The following is an 18,350-nucleotide window of genomic DNA, read 5'->3' as shown; positions in this document are numbered from 1 at the left end:
TTATTGTTGTTAGCTAAAGGTCGAACATTTATATAAAACAAAATGCTTTATATTTAATCAATGTTGATTGACATTAAACTAACAAGTACCTAAAAACTTGATTAGCTGTCCACAAAAGTTGTCTGTGAGTCCAAACTAATAAAAACCTAAAGGATTGATATGCACACATCTCAGTTAAACAAAAAACGCCAACAACTTGATGTATTAATAGAAAATAAAGTCACATTCGCTGCAGATAGCAGTGAGTTGAGTATTTACGACACGTATCAAAGCGCGCAAAAGGTAGCACTGCACTCAAACGAGCTGCTGTTTTGTGCCATGCTTAGCGGCAAAAAGGTAATGCACGTAGAAAGCAGCCAATACCATAAAGCATTTTTACCACACGAGTCGTTTGTATTAGCGCCAGAGCAAGGTGTTTTAATTGATTTTCCACAAGCATCAATGCACGCCCCAACCACCTGTTTAGCCATTGAAATTAGCACAGATAAAATAACGAGCGTGGCGAATGCACTTAACATGCAGCAAAACTTTGCACACGATGGCTTATTTGAATATGTACCTCAGTTAGTACATACCCAACATAATATTCAAACGCAGCAATTATTAGAGCGCATGGTGCATTTATTTAGTGAGCAAGGCGCACAGCGACATTACTTGATTGATTTGTCGTTGAACGAATTGATCACCCGTTTATTACAACAACAAAGCCGCGAGCTATTGCTAGCTAGCTGCGATAAGCCACGCCTTAAAACAAAAGTCAGCGATGCCCTGCTTTATATTGAAGAACACTTAAGTGAAACGCTCGACATAAATACCTTATGCAAAATAGCATGTATGAGCCGAAGTAAGTTTTATCAGCAATTTAAACTCGCATTTGGCACTAGCCCAGCCCTTTGGCAGCAACAATTAAGACTTAAAAAAGCACGTACTCAGTTACTACAAGGCCATGCAATTAGCAAAGTTTGCTTTGATGTTGGATTTAATAGCGCGAGCCACTTTAGTCGCCTATTTAAACAAACCTTTGGCATTGCGCCTAAAGAATGTCGACATTAGCCCTAAAGGGGCGTTACCTGTACTGGCTGATGTAATTTAAATGATTAAAGCCCCATATTACAGGGCTTTAAATTAGAGTTAGATCTATTGCTTTATAAAGGTGACACCTTTAGGTATTTCATCTTGGGGTAACCGAGTAGAGTGCATTTGCGATAACAACCATTTATCGCCCACTTTTGATACAACAACGCTTTCTAACCAATAAATATCAATACTTCTTTGAGTGTTTTTAATATTGGCTTTATTCCAGTAATTAATAAATGCAACATCACCCACTACACGCGAATTTATAACACTAAAATAATTAGTTCTTATAAAGTCAGAAGGCTTAACTACATTTATAAAGTCATTAATAGTCCACACTTCACCGTGCTCTAAAAGTAAAAATGAATCATCAACGGCTGCACGCATTTGCGTGTGGTCAACGTTAGAAACAGCCAAAAAAAGATCGCTCACCGGCGTGAATATGTTGTTATCTTTTGCATGTATTGATGTAGAAAATATCAGGAATGTAATAAAGGTAAGTACTTGTTTCATTGTTTTTATAATATGTAATTTACTCAATAATAATGAGTGTATTTTAATAGAGCAGTATTAACAATTGAAATAAAGCGAATGTAACTACTTAATAACGTTACCCATAGAGCAAAAAAGCACTCTATAAGAGTGCTTTAATTTAAGTTTTTAAACCAGGCTATTCGTCTAGCCAATCTATGGCTGCGGTAGCATTTTCAAAGTATTGAACCTCACCCGATATAAACCAGTTACCTATTTTTGCCATTCGAGCTTGCCACTCTTTATTACCGTAAATAGCTACTTTTTTAAATTCTTTAGAGTGCTTAACACCTAACTTTAAGTCATCCCACGCTGCGCGTACTTCCCAACCTTCAAGTTCGCTACCATCTATTAAGGCGTTCACGACTGGATGCTTAACTTCGCCAAGAGCTGAATTTATCATTGGGGTAATTATTTTGTAGTCGTCGTGAGTAAGCGTACCAACGGCTTTAAGTTTTAAAAAAAACTCTCTTCCTGCACGTTCAAGACCAATCGATAAACCATGTGTTGTGTGTACCATTACTGCTCTCCTTAAATAGGCTGAGCGGTAAAAGTACACCTTCTAAAATTAATTAGTCCTGAACTAAATCAATAAATAATCTCAAATAAACGACTGATTTACGCATTTTGTACGCGAGATATCTGGTTTTCTACATCAGTTAAATGGCCCGTTTTAAGCCATACTTTTGCGCCATTACTTCCCGCCTTAACGTTAATGGAGCTATTAATAGGCACTCTTAACCAACTGTTTTTTACAAAGGTATCGGCTTGCTCATCAAATGAACCTTCAAGTACTAGCAGTTCTGCTCCACCTTTTGCGTTTATAACCATGCTGGCGTTGGGCTTAAAGTGCAGCAAGCTTACCTCTTCAAAGTCGTCTTTGTACAAAGGAGTTACAGCTACATTTTTAAAACTAGGGTGCGCCGTACTTTGCATCAAGTCCGTTTGTAAACGCACGTGGGTTCTATCATCAGGCTGAAACTGCCATAACTTTACAAATATAACGCAGCCATTTTCAGACCCCGGTTTGTGCTTTGATTGCGGTGGGTTACGGATATAAGAACCTGCCACAAAGTCACCATGCTCATCTTGAAATACCCCTTCAAGTACAACAAACTCCTCACCGCCGGTGTGTACATGCGGCGAAAATTCACTGCCTGGTGCATAACGAACAATGGTCGTGGCGCGAGCAACTTCGTCGCCCACACGGTCCAGTGCTCGTCTATCAACGCCCGCCATTGGCGATGCAACCCACGGGAGCGTTTCGCTGTGTACAACAACTCGTTTACTAAAATCGGCAGCAATTTTCATATTTGGCTCCTAACCGTAACTCCACTTAAACTTTAAACTAATTACGCCGCAACACTTGGGCGTTTTGCTACTTTTTCTTGCCATGCTAATAAATGAGTTAACTCATTCGGGATTGCTATTTGTGCAAATCCAGCAAATACCAGCCCAGCATACAATGTAATATCAGCAATACTAAACTGCTCACCAGCAACAAACGCCGACTGCGCTAGTACATCATTAAAATAGCTAAACCCTTGGCGTGCTTTTTCACCTTGTTTTTCACCCCAAGCCACATTTTGATACGTTTCAAGCTCTGGACCTAAGCCATCAGTTGCATGATGAAAGTAAGTTGCCACAGCGTCAAGCACCATAGACTCTGCACGCTTTTGCATCATGTTAATTACTGCTCGCTCTTTTGCGGTTTCACCCATTAAAGATGGGCCTTCAAATGCGGTATCAATATACTCAGTAATAGCGGTACTTTCTGATATAAACGTGCCGTCATCTAGCTCTAATACGGGCACACCTGCTAGTGGATTCTTAGCTAAGAAGGCTTCTGTTCTGTGCTCACCATTTAATAAATCAACAGGTACAAACTCAACATTTGCAGTGGCATTTTTTTCAGCTAAAGCGATACGAACACGAAGTGGATTTGGAAAGTTTTCTACATCATAAATTTTCATAGCAATCTCTATCTTTATTGTTTAAAAGTGAATTAGTGGCAGAAACCTACCTACCGATAGGTAATTTATAGTATTAAACTAAATTTAAGTCAACGTTTAAATTTTTCTGATGTATAGGATTTAACTTAATTCATTGTAAAATTAGGGGGTTGCTTAAAAATAAAATCGCTTGTAAATAACTACCTACTGGTCGATAATTTTACTATACCAATTGCATTAAATAGGTGACCTATTATTACGCTAAGAAAATAGCGCAATAACAAGGCGAAAATTATGACATATAGTTGTTCTATATGAGTAATTTTTAACGCAGTTAGTAAGTTATTTAATGCGATAGAATGATCATGTTTTAATAAAATTGGTATTGCTACGGATAGGAAATATTAAAAATGAGTAAAAAAGAAGCTTTATTAAAAGCAGCTGAAAACAAGGTACGCCTTGGCGGGTACAGCAATTTTAGTTTTAGAGAGCTTGCCAGCGAAGTTGGAATTAAAAGCGCCAGTGTGCACTATCACTTTCCGACTAAGGCCGATTTAGGTGCAGAGCTTGCTCATCAATATACAAATTCTTTTTTAGCTGCGTTAGGCGAGCCAAGCGAGCTTAAAGCCAGCGGTAAAAATCCTATTGATGTGTACACTCAGCTTTTTAGAAGTGCTTTAGTTACCGACCGAAAAATGTGTTTATGTGGGTTACTAGGAGCCGAAAGCGATAGCCTTCCAGATAAAGTACGCCTTGAAGTAAAACGCTTTTTTAATCAAAACCTAACATGGCTTAGCGCTGCGCACCTAGCTAATGGTGAGCTTAACCCTACTAAAGCGGCTATTCAAACAGTGAGCTTGCTTGAGGGCGCTATGATGATAAGCAAAACGCTCGACGATAACAGTTACTTTGAACTTGCAACTCAGTAATACCTAAATTTAGTGCACAAAAAAAAGCGAGCTATTCATTATGAATAGCTCGCTTTTTTAATGCTTGAAATAACTTATGTGATTATTATTAAACCGCTGTTGGTTTAACTTTATGCTTAGAGTGCACAATTGCTAAAACAATTAAGCCAATCACTGTCACTACAGCGCCAATAGGTTTACCTAAATCGCTTGATAAGTTAAGACCAATTGCTGCAGTGCCAATATAAGAAACCGTTACCGCTGTTGCTATAACAGCAGGAACACTCGCAATCCAGTGGAATGCTCCACGGTCAAACAAGTACTTAGTGGCAAGCCATAATACGCTTGTAGAAAGCAGCATGTTTGAAAATGCAAAGTAGCGCCAAATTAACGAGAAATCGAGTTTCGTCATAAAGTATGCAATAGCAAGTATAGGTACCGCTACCAATAAGCGGTTACGTAAACTTTGCGGAATATTAAACGCATCAACAACGGTTAAACGTAGTGAGCGGAACGCTGTATCGCCAGAAGTAATCGGGAAAACGGCTACTGCAATAATTGCCATTATACCGCCAAATACACCTAAGTAACTGTTAGCTACATGGTTTACAACTAAACCTGGACCACCTTGATCAAGCAATGTTTTTAAGCCAGCGTAACCATCTGGGAACGCTGCAATACCTGCAAGTGCCCATACACAACCAACAATACCTTCACACATCATAGCGCCGTAATAAACTGGGCGTACGTATTTTTCGTTAGTTAAACAGCGCGCAATAATTGGCGCTTGAGTAGAGTGAAAACCACTAATAGCACCACAGGTAATTGTTATAAATAGCAATGGCCACGTTGGTAACCCATCTGGGTTTGGTTCTAAAAAGTCATGTGCGTGGTCAGCTTCAAAGTAAGCTAAAAAGTCACTTGGAACAGGCAAGTGCGGCGCATTAATAAGTAATGAAATAGCAATTGCCACTGTCATTACAATCATTAGCGCACCAAAAATTGGGTAAAACTTTGTTATTATTTTATCAATTGGTAGCAAGGTAGCTAAAAAGTAATACGCTAAAATAGCAAGTACCCAAAAGGTGTTATTTGCCAGTATTGTACCTTCAAAAAAATCAAGGTTACTTAACAAACCTGCAGGGCTCATAATAAATACTACACCTACAAAAAACAGTAGCATGGCAGTAAATATAAGCATAAAGCCTTTAAATACCACATTGTAATAATGGCCTGCGATTTCTGGTAAGCTTTTACCATCTTCTTTTATACTCATTACACCTGAGAAGAAGTCGTGTACAGCACCACCTAAAACATTACCAAGTACAATCCATACCAATGCAACAGGTCCGTATAAAGCACCTAAAATTGGGCCAAATATTGGACCTACGCCTGCTATGTTTAAAAACTGAATTAAAAATGCTCTTACAGGATGAATAGCTACGTAATCAACACCTTCGCTAAAGCGTTTTTGTGGTGTATCAACGGTTGAATCCAAGCCTGCTTGCTTTTCAACAAATGGGCTATAAAACTTATAGCCCAGTATTAAAATGGTAAGGCAGATAAAAAAGATGATCATAAAGCACGTTTCTCTTTTTGTATGTGTGTTATAGAGCGCATGTGTGTCGCCCCGCCTGTTCAATCCGTGAATAATCGACGATTTTATCAAAGCGTCATAACCCTAACAATAAGACGTTTAGCTAATACAATAATCGATATAAGTCACTATTTACGCAACATGCACACTTAACACTCACTTATCGCCTACGTCTTATTTTAGGCACAAAAAAAGCGGTTAAACTTTTACGTATAACCGCTTTCACACACAATGTTTTTTTAAAGTGGGTTCATAAACTCACTAATTTGTTGATGCGTTAAAGTAGGTGTTGCACCAGAGCTTTCGGCGACCATAGCGCCAACAGCACATGCAAAGTCAACGGCATATTGCGCGTCGTCGTTGCTACAAAGCTGATATATTAACGAACCTAAAAACGAATCCCCTGCGCCAACAGTATCAATTACGCTAATTAAATAACCTGAATTATAAAAATTATCGCCTTTGATTGTTAACAAAGCACCGTGGCTACCTTTGGTTACACATAAGTAATCGGTATTTGTTTGCTGTGCAATAAACGCTAAATTTTGTTCAAGCGAATGAAACTTACAACCCATCGCTTTTGCTATTTCGTATAGCTCTTCATCATTTAATTTAATAAAGTCTGCTTTATTCATTAAATCTACAAGTGTTTCTAACTTGTAATGCGGTGCACGCAGGTTTACGTCAAACACTTTGAAGTTTGCTACATCAACTAATTGATTTAATGTTGCTAAAGACGCTTCGCTTCGCCCAATTAAGCTGCCAAATACAAATACATCGCTACTTTTAACTTTACTAAGTAACTCATCTGTAAGCGCTATATTATCCCACGCAGTGTCTGCAACTATTTCATAACTTGCAGAACCTCCACTGTCGAGCGTTACCTCAACCGTGCTAGTTTTTTTATCACTATTGATAGCAATGTATTCGCAGCTTACGCCTTTGCTAGTAATTTCGCCTAGTAGCTCAGCGCCTAACTCGTCGTTACCAACAGCGCTGATCATATCGGCTTTAATGCCTAGTGAGTTAATACGCACACACATATTAAGTGGCGCGCCACCTAAGCGTTTACCTGAATCAAAACAATCCCACAGCACTTCGCCAAAACAGCTAACACTTACGGTTTCACTTGATTTATGATTAATTAAAATGCTCATAATTAGTTACTCTTTTGATCAAGTACAGCCTGCATAATGGCTTTAATTTTACTATTAGGTGCATACAACGCAGCAATCGACTTTTTATATTCAGCAGTAAATGCTTCGTTATGCTCAAGCTTACCAAACAAGCTCGTTAACTTTAAAAATGCAGACGGGCTAGTTTGAGTCTCTTGCGCGTAAGAATTAAGCTCTTTGTGCATCGCATCTTGAATTTCAAGCTTTTCGCCGTTTTCACTTAAACCCTTATCGCTGTATAAACACCAAGTTGCAATAACAAGCGTTGCCAGTGATACATCTCGACCTTGTACTAGGTTTTCGTTAATTGTGGCAATTAAAAACTTAGGCAGTTTAGCTGAGCTTTCACTACAGATACGCGCTAGGCTGTCTTTAATATTAGGATTAGCAAAACGCTCTATTAACGTATCTTTGTAGCTTTCAAGGTCAATGCCTTCAAGTGGTTCAAGATTTGGCGTTACTTCTTTATCCATAAAAGCACGCAGGTATGTGGCAAATAATTCATCCGATACCGTTTCATCAATAGTGCCATAGCCATGGATTGAACCTAATAAACCAAGCACAGAATGCCCTGCATTAAGTAAGCGTATTTTCATGGTTTCATAAGGCGTTACATCAGTAACAAACTGTGCACCAACAACGTCCCAATTTGGGCGAGAGTCACTAAATGTGTCCTCTATTACCCATTGTGTAAACGACTCACAGGTAATTGGCCACTCGTCGCTAACACCATATGCATCAACCACGTAATCAATATCACTCTTTTTAGATACCGGTGTAATACGGTCAACCATCGCATTTGGAAACGATACGTTTTGCTCAATCCACTCACTTAGGTCTTTGTCTTGCTCTGTAGCAAAGGCTAAAAGCATTTTGCGTGTTACGTTACCGTTGTGCTGAATGTTATCGCACGACTGCACTGTAAATGCGCCTAAGCCTTGCTCTTTACGCAGTTTTAACGCAGCAGTAATGTAACCAAACGCTGTAATTGGGTCGTTCGGGTTATTAATGTCGTTAATAATATCTGGATTACTGTAATCAAACTCGCCCGTTGCAGGGTTAAAGTTGTAGCCGCCTTCGGTAATAGTAAGCGACACAATTTTAGTATCGCTGTGCGCTAACTTATTAATTACCGCTTGTTTGTCCTCTGGAGCAAACAAAAAGTCGATCATTGAGCCAATTACTTTGTTATCTATTTTACCGTCTGGGTGTCTAACAGTAAGCGTATAAAGGTAATCTTGCTGCTTTAAAATATCACGCAGACCACGGTTACCCTCTAAAAGGCCAACACCACATATGCCCCATTGCTCAGAGCCTGGAGTTTTTAAAAGCTCGTTAACATATACCGCTTGATGAGCACGATGAAAACCGCCCACGCCAATATGAACAATACCGGCTTTAACTGCGCTACGGTCGTAGGTTGGTGTATCAACATGGCTTGGTAATTGAGCCAAGCTTTGTTGGTTTAGCCCTGTAACTAGAGCGTCAGTGTGTTGATGTTGCGTCATGGTGCGACCTTACTAAACAAAAATAAAATATAAATTACGATACTGTATTACGATAAGTAATTACGATGCTGTATTGAGTACTTTATGGCGTTTTAACGACCAGTACGCAGTAACAAAATAAATAACAGTACAAATAAAACAGGCTATTTCGAACTGCGATTTATTAGCGCTGTACATACTCATAGTTTCACTGAAAAACATTACTTGGCTGGCAAATATAAAAATAATAACCAGTGAAACCGTAGAAACCGCATTAAGTACTTTGGTAAATACAGAGCTGTCAATTACTGGCTTTGGAATGTCTTTAGCTTCAGCAGCTTGATATTCTTTAATATCACGTTGCTCTTGCTCTTCTGCTTCAATCTCTTGTGTGTAATCTTCACCGGCGCCGTATTTTTTAGCTAAAAGCGTATAAATAACGATTGTGAAAATCCACGTAGGAATAAACAAGTAGTAAAACGACATTACATCAATAGCATTTAAACCAAAGCCAAACACAAGCGCTAACGCCCAAGATGCTATAGCCGGTACGCTGCGGGTAATGTTTTTATATTTAGCCCAGTAACGTGTTAGGCCAATTTTAGGAAATAACACATGTTCAGCAAACACAATGCCGCCTACTGGCACAACTAATAAGCCTGCGTAGGTAAGTAGCGGAAGCATTTGTGAAAATACAAACGGGAAACACGCAATAATCACGGTTACAACACCTACAATAGCAGTTGTGCGTTCACGTGATTGATTAACAAATATAGATTGTGCTGCAAGACCTGCACGGTAAAGGTTTGCGTTAGCTGTAGTCCAACCGGCAATAATTACAATAACAAAGCCAGTCCAACCTAATGCATGGTATGCAACATCGCCCGGATCAAGTGATGAAATAGTTGTTTTAAGTAATACCGCAACACCTGCGCCCATAATACCGGCAGAGATCCACGCTAAGTAATGACCAAAAAACATGCCCACGCCAGAAAACAAGCCATAGCTTTTGCGTTTAGCAAATCTAAAAATAGCCATGTCGATTAAACCAAAATGAGTAATTGAGTTAGCAGCCCATGCAAAGCCAATCACTTCTAATAGGCCAATGCCTTTTTCACCATCGGCATTGGTGCCCGTCCATATGGAGGAGTCGCCTATGGTCATAAAGTCGCTAAAGCTAGTTAAAGAGGTAGAACCTAATACGTGATTTGAAAGCTCAGGGAATAACGCGAACGAACCTGCAATAAATATAACAAATAGCCACGGCGCGCACAGTTTCGAAAAGTCAGCAACCGTAGAAAAGCCATACATCGCAACAAACACAACAATAGAGCCAACAGCTAAAACAATGGCTACAAACCAAAAGCTATTTGGATACCAATCAAGTTGCGCAGGTATATCAAACAAAAACCGCACGGCGGTGGAGGATACCGTGATCATCGCGGCCGATATAACACTAAAAATAACCACGTTAGCCCAGTTATAGAGCTTGGTCATTGAGTTACCAGCAATTTTGTTTAAGTAGTTATATAAACTTAAGCGGGTTTCTACTGCAATGGGTGCAGTAATCAGCCACCAAGAACACATTGCTAGCAGGTTACCTATTAATAAACCCAGTAGAATGTCGATGGTTGAAGCGCCTAATGCAACAAACGTTGCACCAATAACAAATTCAGTAGCCGCAACATGTTCGCCAGCATATAGCCCTGCAAAATGTTTCCAGCCATGAAGCTTATTATTAGCAACAGGAAGTTGCTCTTCGTTTACATCTTTAAATGTTTGTGTGTGTGGACTCGTTGCCATGGTATTTCCTATTGTTAACAGCAAAGTACTTAATACCTAAATACTTCGCCTTTTATAATTTGGCTTATAAACGCATGATGTTTTGCCATGTTTTGTTTTATTTTTAGTAAAGCAAAACCATCTACATTTATATTTTTCGTTTGCTTGCCTGTCAGTGTGTAAGGCGAGCAAATCGCGTTTAAAACTTTGTTTATTTAAAAAGCTGCGTGTTTACTGCTTTTTAAGTGCAGGGTATGCACTAAAAAAATCTTGCCAATGCGTTAAATGATCAACATTTGGGTAAGCACTGTGTACATGATTAACAGAGCCTTGCATATGTTGCCCACCGCTGTAATGCAGTACTTGCATGTTAGCGTCAATTCCTGCATTTACGCCGGCTTTACTGTCTTCAATCACTAAACAATGCTCTGGCTTTACACCCATTTGTTTAGCTGCATATAAAAATAAATCGGGTGCTGGTTTGCCACGCTTAACTTCGCTGCTGGTAAAAACCGTATCGCTAAAGTACTTACTTAAACTCACTACGCTCAACGCTTTTGCGGTGCGTGCTGGGCTGCTGCTAGTAGCTATACAAATAGGCACAGCTAAATTGTTAAGTACGTCTTTTATACCGTCAGTCGTGGTTAGTCCTGTTTCAAATTCGTTTAACAGTGCCTCGCGGTAGTCACCTTCAAAGCTTTCAGGAAGAGTGACATTAAATGCATCCGCTATTTTTTGGCTTACTGTTTTAAAGTTGCAGCCTAAAAAGTGTTGCTGTACATAAGCACGGTCAATACCAACGCCTTTTTCAACAAGCATATTAATGAGTACTTGTGCGCTTAAAATTTCGCTATCAATAACAACGCCATCACAATCAAATATCACTAGCTCAATGTTAGTATTCATCTTGTCACCTTATTAAAACTGTTTGGTTTAGCTAATTTAAGTATAACGAGTTAAGCGCGATTAATATTGTGCAGCTTTTTAGTGCAACTCAATAATGAGCATAAGCCCACCGATTGAGCATATTCCCTTTATTGCACGAATATGTCAACACACTGTAAGTATAAAACGCACCAGCTTGGTGAAAATACACTCAGATAAAACTAAAAACCTTTGTATTTAATCAACTTTATAAAAGCATATTGCGACCAAGGTCGTAGTAAAAAAATTCCGTTAACGTAAAAAGTGCTCCTGTTAATTTATTTCATCTGTTTTACAAATCACATCAATCTAATTAATCAGTTTTACCGAAGTTAATAAAATCAATACTATCGTTAACAGATTAACAGCCTGCACCACTGCCGGCACTTTTAAATAGATGAGGTCGACAATGAATACTCAAATAAACAAAACAAAATTAACACTAACTGCACTAGCACTTGCAATGGCATTACCGGCAAGCGCAGCGACAACACTTACTAAAGATAACGGCGCAGCTGTTGGCGACAACCAAAATTCAATTACTGCGGGCGAACGTGGCAGTGTATTACTAGAAGACGTGCAACTAATTCAAAAGCTACAACGCTTTGCACGTGAGCGTATTCCTGAGCGTGTTGTGCATGCTCGTGGTACTGGCGCACACGGTGTGTTTGTAGCATCAAAAGAGCTAGACGATTTAACAATTGCAGCACCGTTTGCACAAGCAGGTAAAGAAACAGACGTATTTGTTCGCTTTTCATCTGTAATCCACTCTAAAGGTAGCCCAGAAACACTGCGTGACCCACGTGGCTTTGCAACTAAGTTTTACACAGACCAAGGTAACTGGGATTTAGTCGGTAATAACTTACCTGTGTTCTTTATTCGTGATGCGATTAAATTTCCAGACATGGTTCACTCTTTAAAACCATCTCCGGTTGATAACATTCAAGATCCTAACCGCGTATTCGATTTTTTCTCGCATGAACCAGGTTCTACACAAATGCTAACGTGGGTTTACAGCGACTACGGTACACCAGCAAGTCTTCGTAAAATGGACGGTTGGGGTGTACATGCATACAAAATGATTAATAAATCGGGTGATGTTAAATACGTTAAGTTTCATTGGGTAAGCCAGCAAGGTATTGATAACCTTGACGCAAAAGAAGTGGCAAAAGTACAAAGTCAAAACTTTCAGCATTTAACACAAGATTTATACACTGAAATAAACAGAGGCAATTTCCCTAAATGGGATCTGTACATTAAAACGCTTGATCCATCGCAACTTGATGACTTTGATTACAACCCGTTAGATGCAACAAAAATGTGGTTAGACATTAAAGAAACTAAAGTAGGAACAATGACCTTAAACCGTATGCCAACTAACTTCTTCCAATCTACGGAACAAGTAGCAATGGCACCGGCAAACATTATTCCAGGTATTGAGCCTTCAGAAGACCGTTTATTACAAGGTCGTATGTTTTCTTACGCTGATACACAAATGTACCGCCTAGGTGCTAACCACCAGCAATTGCCAATTAACCGTGCAAAAGTTGAAGTGGTTAACTACAACCAAGACGGCGCAATGAATATTGGTAACACGACAAGCAATGTGAACTACCAGCCAAGCCAAGAAAACGTAGCTGAAAACCCAATTGCACGTAGAAGTAACACAGAGCTTAAAGGCTTTGTACAACAAGCCGCGATTAAAAAGCAGCAAAACTTCGCGCAAGCAGGTGTTATATACCGTGGTTTTAGCAAGCAAGAACGTACAAACCTAATTAATAACCTAGCAGGTGATTTAGGCAAAGTGCAAAACAGCAGTGTTAAACACAAAATGCTTAGTCACTTTTACAAAGCTGATAGCGAGTACGGTACACGCTTAACTAAAGCTGTAAACGGCGACCTTAAAATGGTTAAACAACTAGCCGCTAATTTATAAGCAACTAGTTAAAAGCAATTAGTCCCAACTAAATAGCTATTTAAACCACAACCATGAGGAAGGAATAAACCCCTTCCTCTTTTATAAGAGACAATTGTTATGCGTAATTTATTAATTATAGTCGCTCTATTTCTGAGCTTTACCAGTAGCGTTTACGCTCAAAATACATCAGATACACAAACACCCAGTTCGCAAGTTGAAAGCCAACATTCTGCAAAAACTCAATACGATAGCTTATTTGCTTATTACTTTGCCGCAGCACGTACAAACGACACCGCTGTAATAGAGCAATTTGTAGATGCTGGTATTCCTATCGACAGCTACAACAATAAAGGCTACACCGCGTTAATGATTGCTACTTACCATGGTAATAAAAACACGGTTAACACACTTTTACACTTAGGCGCTAATGCCTGTCTAGAAGATAACCGTGGCAACACAGCGCTAATGGCCGCTATTTTTAGAGGTGAATTTAGTATAGCTAAAACACTCGTATCACTTGATTGCGACAACGCGCATCAAAACAAAGCCGGTCAAACAGCCGAGCAATTTGCACAAACATTTGGTCAACAAAAAGTTATAGAGTTACTAGCGCAGGTAAATAATGCAAAATAATCTGCACGCAACAAAAAGCCCTAAAATAATAGGGCTTTTGATTTACTAAATATATGTTCAAATTAAACGTACTTACTCTAAAAACAGTGTGTTTATTAAGCTTTCTTGTTCTTTTCCAGCTTCATGTTTTAATGCTCGTATAAAATCCATAGAATTGGCGGGACTGTTTGGATAACCATGATTTTTCCAAACCAACTTGAGCGCATTAATAATGGGTTCATCCCCAATAGCAGCGCGTAGCTTAGCAAAGACAATGGTTGCTCGCGAATATTGGTCAAAGCTTTGTGTAGCATCAACTAAGGCTGTTCGCTCCTTTATGTTCATCAGCATACTTTGCTCATAGCGTGTTGTTTCATACTCAACCAGCGCTTGCATTGTCGCTTTCCCATAACGCTGCTCTATAACAACAAGCTCAATATACTTTGCCATAGACTCCACTAAAAAAGCGCTATCTGAACATACCCCATTACCAATATCATGGCCAAACCATTGATGCGCGGTTTCATGAACTGCACGGCGATAGCGTTGATCAAAGCCTGCATTAGCGCTTGGCTTTGATCTAAAACCAACACTGTCTTCAATAAGTATAAGTTGCGGCAATGCATAACCTGTAGCACCAACACTAGGCGAGCCTATTAAACTCAATTGTTTTGCTCTATAAGGGCTTATATTATTAAGCCATTTTATTGTATCGCCCATTGCGCTAAGGTTTACAGCTATAGACTCCGCTCGTGCTGGCTCGTTTTTATCTTTAGCAAACACGTTTAATATCACGCCATTTTGCTGTTTGGTAACAGGGGAATAAGGCACCGTCACCCAAGCTGGGATTGCATTTATGGGTGTACGAGTCTCAAAATGAAATATTTCGCGGTCATCTTTGCTGGTACGTGATATTTCCTCTCCTTGGGTTATAACCTGATAACCCCTTGTTGTACTCACTTTACTCGACATAGTAAGCCACTGGTAATGAGTACTTGCTTTCGCCGTTTTAGCAAATAGCTTCGTGGGTCTAATCACCGACTTCACTTTAAGTGCGTGTTGCTGACGAAGTATAGGATCGGTTAATTCATAATTATCTTGATAGCCAACAGTCGGTAATAAAGGCACTGATCGTATATAGCTAAATTCAGGGGTTATTATCTGATGGCCTCTTACTGGCCAAAGCTTAGCTTGATGAACATCAAACCGTGTAACTAGTTTACGTATTTCTCCTGGCTGCATTTCATTCTCAAACTTAAACACAGCTTGATTAAGCAAGGGAAAGCTTTTAGCCCTTTGCGCGCCATCGATTTCAATATCGGCCCATTTATAAAAACCAGAGCGCCCAACCAATATCTCTTTAATAGGGGCTTGATGGGTGTTTTTTAAGGTATATATTAAGGAAAAATGAGCTTGCTGCTGATGCGGATAAAAGTCTACATTAGCATCAATGTGCATAATGCTTGGCTGTGATACATTGCGCCATTGTGAGAATGCTTTTTCGTATTGTGCTTTAAATGCCTCGCGTTTATGCGAGTTGGTTAAAGGCTTCTCCTCAACCAGTCTTAAATGTAATTGAGTAAATAGTGCCACAGTGATAAGTAAAGGAATAAGTAACCAAAAATGTTTAACCCCCATTACTCTTTGGCTCAACCCGGCACCTCGGTGATTAAAAATCCCCGTAATTATAACTAAACTAATACACGCCACTAACCAAACTGATATATAAGGCCAATAACTACTTATACTTGCACGATAATCCCAAAAGTTATCAGGTGCCTGCAAAGGTGTCCAACCAACACTCCACAATGTATGCGTAAGACCAAGATAAGTCATTATCGGTGTAAATTTAATCAGTAAAATAACAGCAATTAGCAAACCCGCAATAAGCTGCGAACGACACAAATTAAATACACACAAAAATACACACGCAATAATGGCAAGCACAATTGCCATCAAAAATAAAATGGTTAAATGTACTTCAAATTGATATGCACTGTGTAAAAACCACTGAGCTGCACTTGCCCCTAATAAGCTCATTGTTAAAAAAAACAATATCATAGTACCTAGGGCCAATAACTGACTGTTTAAAAAGTAATATGTTTTGAGCGGTGTGGCAGCGATCAGCTCAGCTATATTATAGTATTTAGCGAAACAGCTTACTTGCCAGCTCCACAAAGCCATTAATAAAGTGCCAAACAACAATTGCATATCAAATGCATAATAACTGATCGCATCAAGGCTTGTGGTGCTCATAACACTCATTGGTTCAACATAACCAGACGACGAGGCAACACTATTAAAAACTATCACCGGCCAAACAAAAATAATCAGTAAAGTAACAGGGTGTGAAACCAAATTAACCAGCGTAATTTTGTATAAACTGGCCATCATCAAAAATGGTTTTTTTGTGACTTTCGCTGTTTTATATTCAGCGGGTTCTAACGTGTTGTAACGAACGCATTCGTTATTATTTTTACCTTTTTGACTCTTTAATAATGTGTTTTTTTTATTTTTACTAAAAGTAATATAAAAAATACCAACAGCAAGCATACTCACAACAACGCGATTAATAGCAAATGAAGCTCCTAATGAATTGGTTAAACTGTTTATTACGGCGGTGTATGCAAAAGGGTCAAGCCAAACAAATAATGTATAAAAGCGATTGCTTATGATACTACTTCCAGCAAGCATTGGATTTCCGGTAATACTTGCAAGCATTATGTAGCCTATCCACAACACCGTAAAAACAACATAATTGGGCAATGAATTAGCTGATTTATGGCAAACAAAAAAGGCAATAACAACTAAAAAGCAGCTATTTGGTAACAATACTAAAAAACTATTATATACAGTAAAATAAACCATATTTGGTATATAGCCCAATTGCCTTACATGCATGTATATCATTACTAAATCGCTAATTAAGCTGATAATAAAAACCAAGCAAATCAGTAAGCATACTCTTGCTAAACTGCGCTTAAATAAACTAGTTTGCGTAGCATAAATAAGCTCCTGCATTGACGCGTGCTGATCTCGTAAAAATATAACGGGCGCCAATACTCCTACAAGCACAGGTAACTGCATCATTTGTAGCATTGTAATATTTAACTTAAATTGTTTTAACGAATCAACTTCAACTGTTGCAAGCCCAGAGGACAACATAACCGAAAATATTAAAGGAACAATAATGCACAACCAAACAAGTGGTTGGCGCACTGCATATCGCCACTCATTAAAAATTAACATGTTTGACTTCCTTCATTGAGTGCAAAAAAGTACTTGTCTTGAAGCGTAGCGGGCGAGTTTATTGCATTTTGTGCAGGCGCTGTATCTGCATAGACACGAAATGACGCTCTACCATAGCGATGGCTCTTACTTAATACATGCTGATTTGGTATGCCCGTAGGTAAACTTTCGAGCTGCCAAATCTTACCTTCTAAAGGAACTAGTAACTCTTTTACGTCACCGCTTTGTATGAGTGCTCCTTGATCTATAATGGCCACGTAGTGACATAAATTTTCTACATCTTCAACAATATGGGTCGATAACAATACCAACCTATTTTGACTAATACTAACGAGTAAATTATTTAAACTTTCTCGTTCCACAGGATCGAGCCCAGCAGTGGGTTCATCCATAATAATTAGCTTTGGGTTACCTAACAAAGCCTGAGCCACACCAAAACGCTGCTTCATTCCTCCCGAAAAATTAACGACCTTTTTATTAGCAAACTGAGTCAAATTGGTTAGCTCAAGTAAACTATTAATTTGGTTTTTGCGTGCATTACCATCTATGCCTTTTAATACGGCAATATGCTCAAGTAACGCCCGACAACTCATGTTGGGGTACACGCCAAAATATTGTGGTAAATAGCCTAGCTGCGATCTAAGCGCATCTGGTTGGCTAATCACATCAAGGCCATTAAAATTAATATGTCCGGAGTCGGCATTTTGTAAACACGCGAGTGTGCGCATAAGTGTTGATTTACCCGCTCCATTAGGGCCAAGTAGACCGACCATACCGGCGGGTAGAGTGATCGTCACATCATTCAAAGCCTGCGTACCATCTGCGTATTTTTTGTTGATATTTTTCAGTGTAAGCATTAGTTTCATCCTTAATTGGTATAGCACCAGCTTAAGAAAGCAAGTCAATACAAGCGAGAAAATAATGGTTAACGTATTGAAATAAATGATGAACATAAAAAAGTAACGTTGGTCATTTAAATATGACCTTTCATCATTTAAATAAACGGCCTAGTATGCTTAAAACGGTTATTAACCCTATGAAATTAAATAATTATTTTAAAAATAAATTATGATTGAAACAGTTTTATGGATAAACTAGCGCGCTCAGCGTAGTGAATTGTGCAAAGGTAATGTTTAAA

At 38.9% G+C, this 18,350-nt stretch carries 15 protein-coding genes; 4 read left to right on the top strand and 11 right to left on the bottom strand.

Features of this window, described 5'->3' with window-relative positions; translation table 11 throughout:
- Positions 1-159 precede the first annotated feature (159 nt).
- Positions 160-1,053: an AraC family transcriptional regulator gene (locus tag I6F47_RS06670; protein ID WP_024607712.1), complete on the top strand. Its 894-nt coding sequence runs from the start codon at positions 160-162 to the stop codon at positions 1,051-1,053.
- A gap of 84 nt (positions 1,054-1,137) precedes the next feature.
- Here I6F47_RS06670 and I6F47_RS06665 read toward each other — a convergent pair whose 3' ends face one another.
- From I6F47_RS06665 to I6F47_RS06650, 4 genes are all read right to left on the bottom strand, one after another.
- Positions 1,138-1,590, bottom strand: a complete 453-nt coding sequence (locus tag I6F47_RS06665; RefSeq protein ID WP_197183545.1) for a nuclear transport factor 2 family protein — start codon at positions 1,588-1,590, stop codon at positions 1,138-1,140.
- Positions 1,591-1,747: 157 nt separating this feature from the next.
- Entirely contained in the window at positions 1,748-2,128 is a 381-nt protein-coding gene (locus I6F47_RS06660; protein ID WP_024605388.1) for an STAS/SEC14 domain-containing protein, read from the bottom strand.
- A 98-nt stretch (positions 2,129-2,226) separates the two neighbouring features.
- Complete coding sequence (locus I6F47_RS06655; protein ID WP_165721701.1) at positions 2,227-2,919, bottom strand: cupin domain-containing protein; 693 nt, start codon at positions 2,917-2,919, stop codon at positions 2,227-2,229.
- Between the two features lie 41 nt (positions 2,920-2,960).
- Entirely contained in the window at positions 2,961-3,581 is a 621-nt protein-coding gene (locus I6F47_RS06650) for a glutathione S-transferase family protein (protein WP_165735586.1), read from the bottom strand.
- A 389-nt stretch (positions 3,582-3,970) separates the two neighbouring features.
- On the opposite strand from I6F47_RS06650, the gene I6F47_RS06645 reads away from it, so the two are divergent.
- Positions 3,971-4,489 carry a TetR/AcrR family transcriptional regulator gene (locus I6F47_RS06645; protein ID WP_024597781.1) on the top strand — a complete coding sequence of 173 codons (519 nt, stop codon included), beginning with the start codon at positions 3,971-3,973 and terminating at the stop codon, positions 4,487-4,489.
- 88 nt (positions 4,490-4,577) lie between these two features.
- Here I6F47_RS06645 and I6F47_RS06640 read toward each other — a convergent pair whose 3' ends face one another.
- The 5 genes from I6F47_RS06640 to I6F47_RS06620 all read right to left on the bottom strand — a co-directional run bounded on the left by I6F47_RS06640 (position 4,578) and on the right by I6F47_RS06620 (position 11,415).
- Positions 4,578-6,047, bottom strand: coding sequence for a carbon starvation CstA family protein (locus I6F47_RS06640; protein ID WP_197100832.1), 1,470 nt, complete (start codon positions 6,045-6,047; stop codon positions 4,578-4,580).
- Between the two features lie 257 nt (positions 6,048-6,304).
- Positions 6,305-7,222 carry a carbohydrate kinase family protein gene (locus I6F47_RS06635; protein ID WP_076924267.1) on the bottom strand — a complete coding sequence of 306 codons (918 nt, stop codon included), beginning with the start codon at positions 7,220-7,222 and terminating at the stop codon, positions 6,305-6,307.
- A 2-nt stretch (positions 7,223-7,224) separates the two neighbouring features.
- The gene (locus I6F47_RS06630) at positions 7,225-8,748 is read right to left on the bottom strand and encodes a mannitol dehydrogenase family protein (RefSeq protein WP_165721705.1); all 1,524 of its coding nucleotides are present in this window, start codon (positions 8,746-8,748) and stop codon (positions 7,225-7,227) included.
- A gap of 60 nt (positions 8,749-8,808) precedes the next feature.
- Positions 8,809-10,530 carry a purine-cytosine permease family protein gene (locus tag I6F47_RS06625; RefSeq protein ID WP_024591939.1) on the bottom strand — a complete coding sequence of 574 codons (1,722 nt, stop codon included), beginning with the start codon at positions 10,528-10,530 and terminating at the stop codon, positions 8,809-8,811.
- 210 nt (positions 10,531-10,740) lie between these two features.
- Positions 10,741-11,415: an HAD family hydrolase gene (locus I6F47_RS06620; RefSeq protein WP_165721706.1), complete on the bottom strand. Its 675-nt coding sequence runs from the start codon at positions 11,413-11,415 to the stop codon at positions 10,741-10,743.
- A gap of 427 nt (positions 11,416-11,842) precedes the next feature.
- Here I6F47_RS06620 and I6F47_RS06615 point away from each other — a divergent pair, with 427 nt between their 5' ends.
- Positions 11,843-13,369 carry a catalase gene (locus I6F47_RS06615; RefSeq protein WP_024593258.1) on the top strand — a complete coding sequence of 509 codons (1,527 nt, stop codon included), beginning with the start codon at positions 11,843-11,845 and terminating at the stop codon, positions 13,367-13,369.
- Between the two features lie 99 nt (positions 13,370-13,468).
- Positions 13,469-13,984 carry an ankyrin repeat domain-containing protein gene (locus I6F47_RS06610; protein WP_165721707.1) on the top strand — a complete coding sequence of 172 codons (516 nt, stop codon included), beginning with the start codon at positions 13,469-13,471 and terminating at the stop codon, positions 13,982-13,984.
- A 72-nt stretch (positions 13,985-14,056) separates the two neighbouring features.
- Here the strand turns inward: I6F47_RS06610 and I6F47_RS06605 are convergent, their stop codons facing one another.
- Together I6F47_RS06605 and I6F47_RS06600 are read right to left on the bottom strand one after the other, a co-directional pair.
- On the bottom strand, positions 14,057-17,212 hold the full coding sequence (locus I6F47_RS06605; RefSeq protein ID WP_165721708.1) for a M1 family metallopeptidase: 3,156 nt from the start codon (positions 17,210-17,212) through the stop codon (positions 14,057-14,059).
- Positions 17,206-18,069: an ABC transporter ATP-binding protein gene (locus tag I6F47_RS06600; protein WP_024593255.1), complete on the bottom strand. Its 864-nt coding sequence runs from the start codon at positions 18,067-18,069 to the stop codon at positions 17,206-17,208. The genes I6F47_RS06605 and I6F47_RS06600 overlap by 7 nt, the downstream gene beginning before the upstream one ends.
- Positions 18,070-18,350 lie beyond the last annotated feature (281 nt).

It is taken from the genome of Pseudoalteromonas sp. NZS37 (genome assembly GCF_015864265.1).
Lineage (GTDB): Bacteria > Pseudomonadota > Gammaproteobacteria > Enterobacterales > Alteromonadaceae > Pseudoalteromonas > Pseudoalteromonas arctica.
Note: the sequence above shows the minus strand (reverse complement) of the source record. Positions and strands in the feature narration are given on the sequence as shown.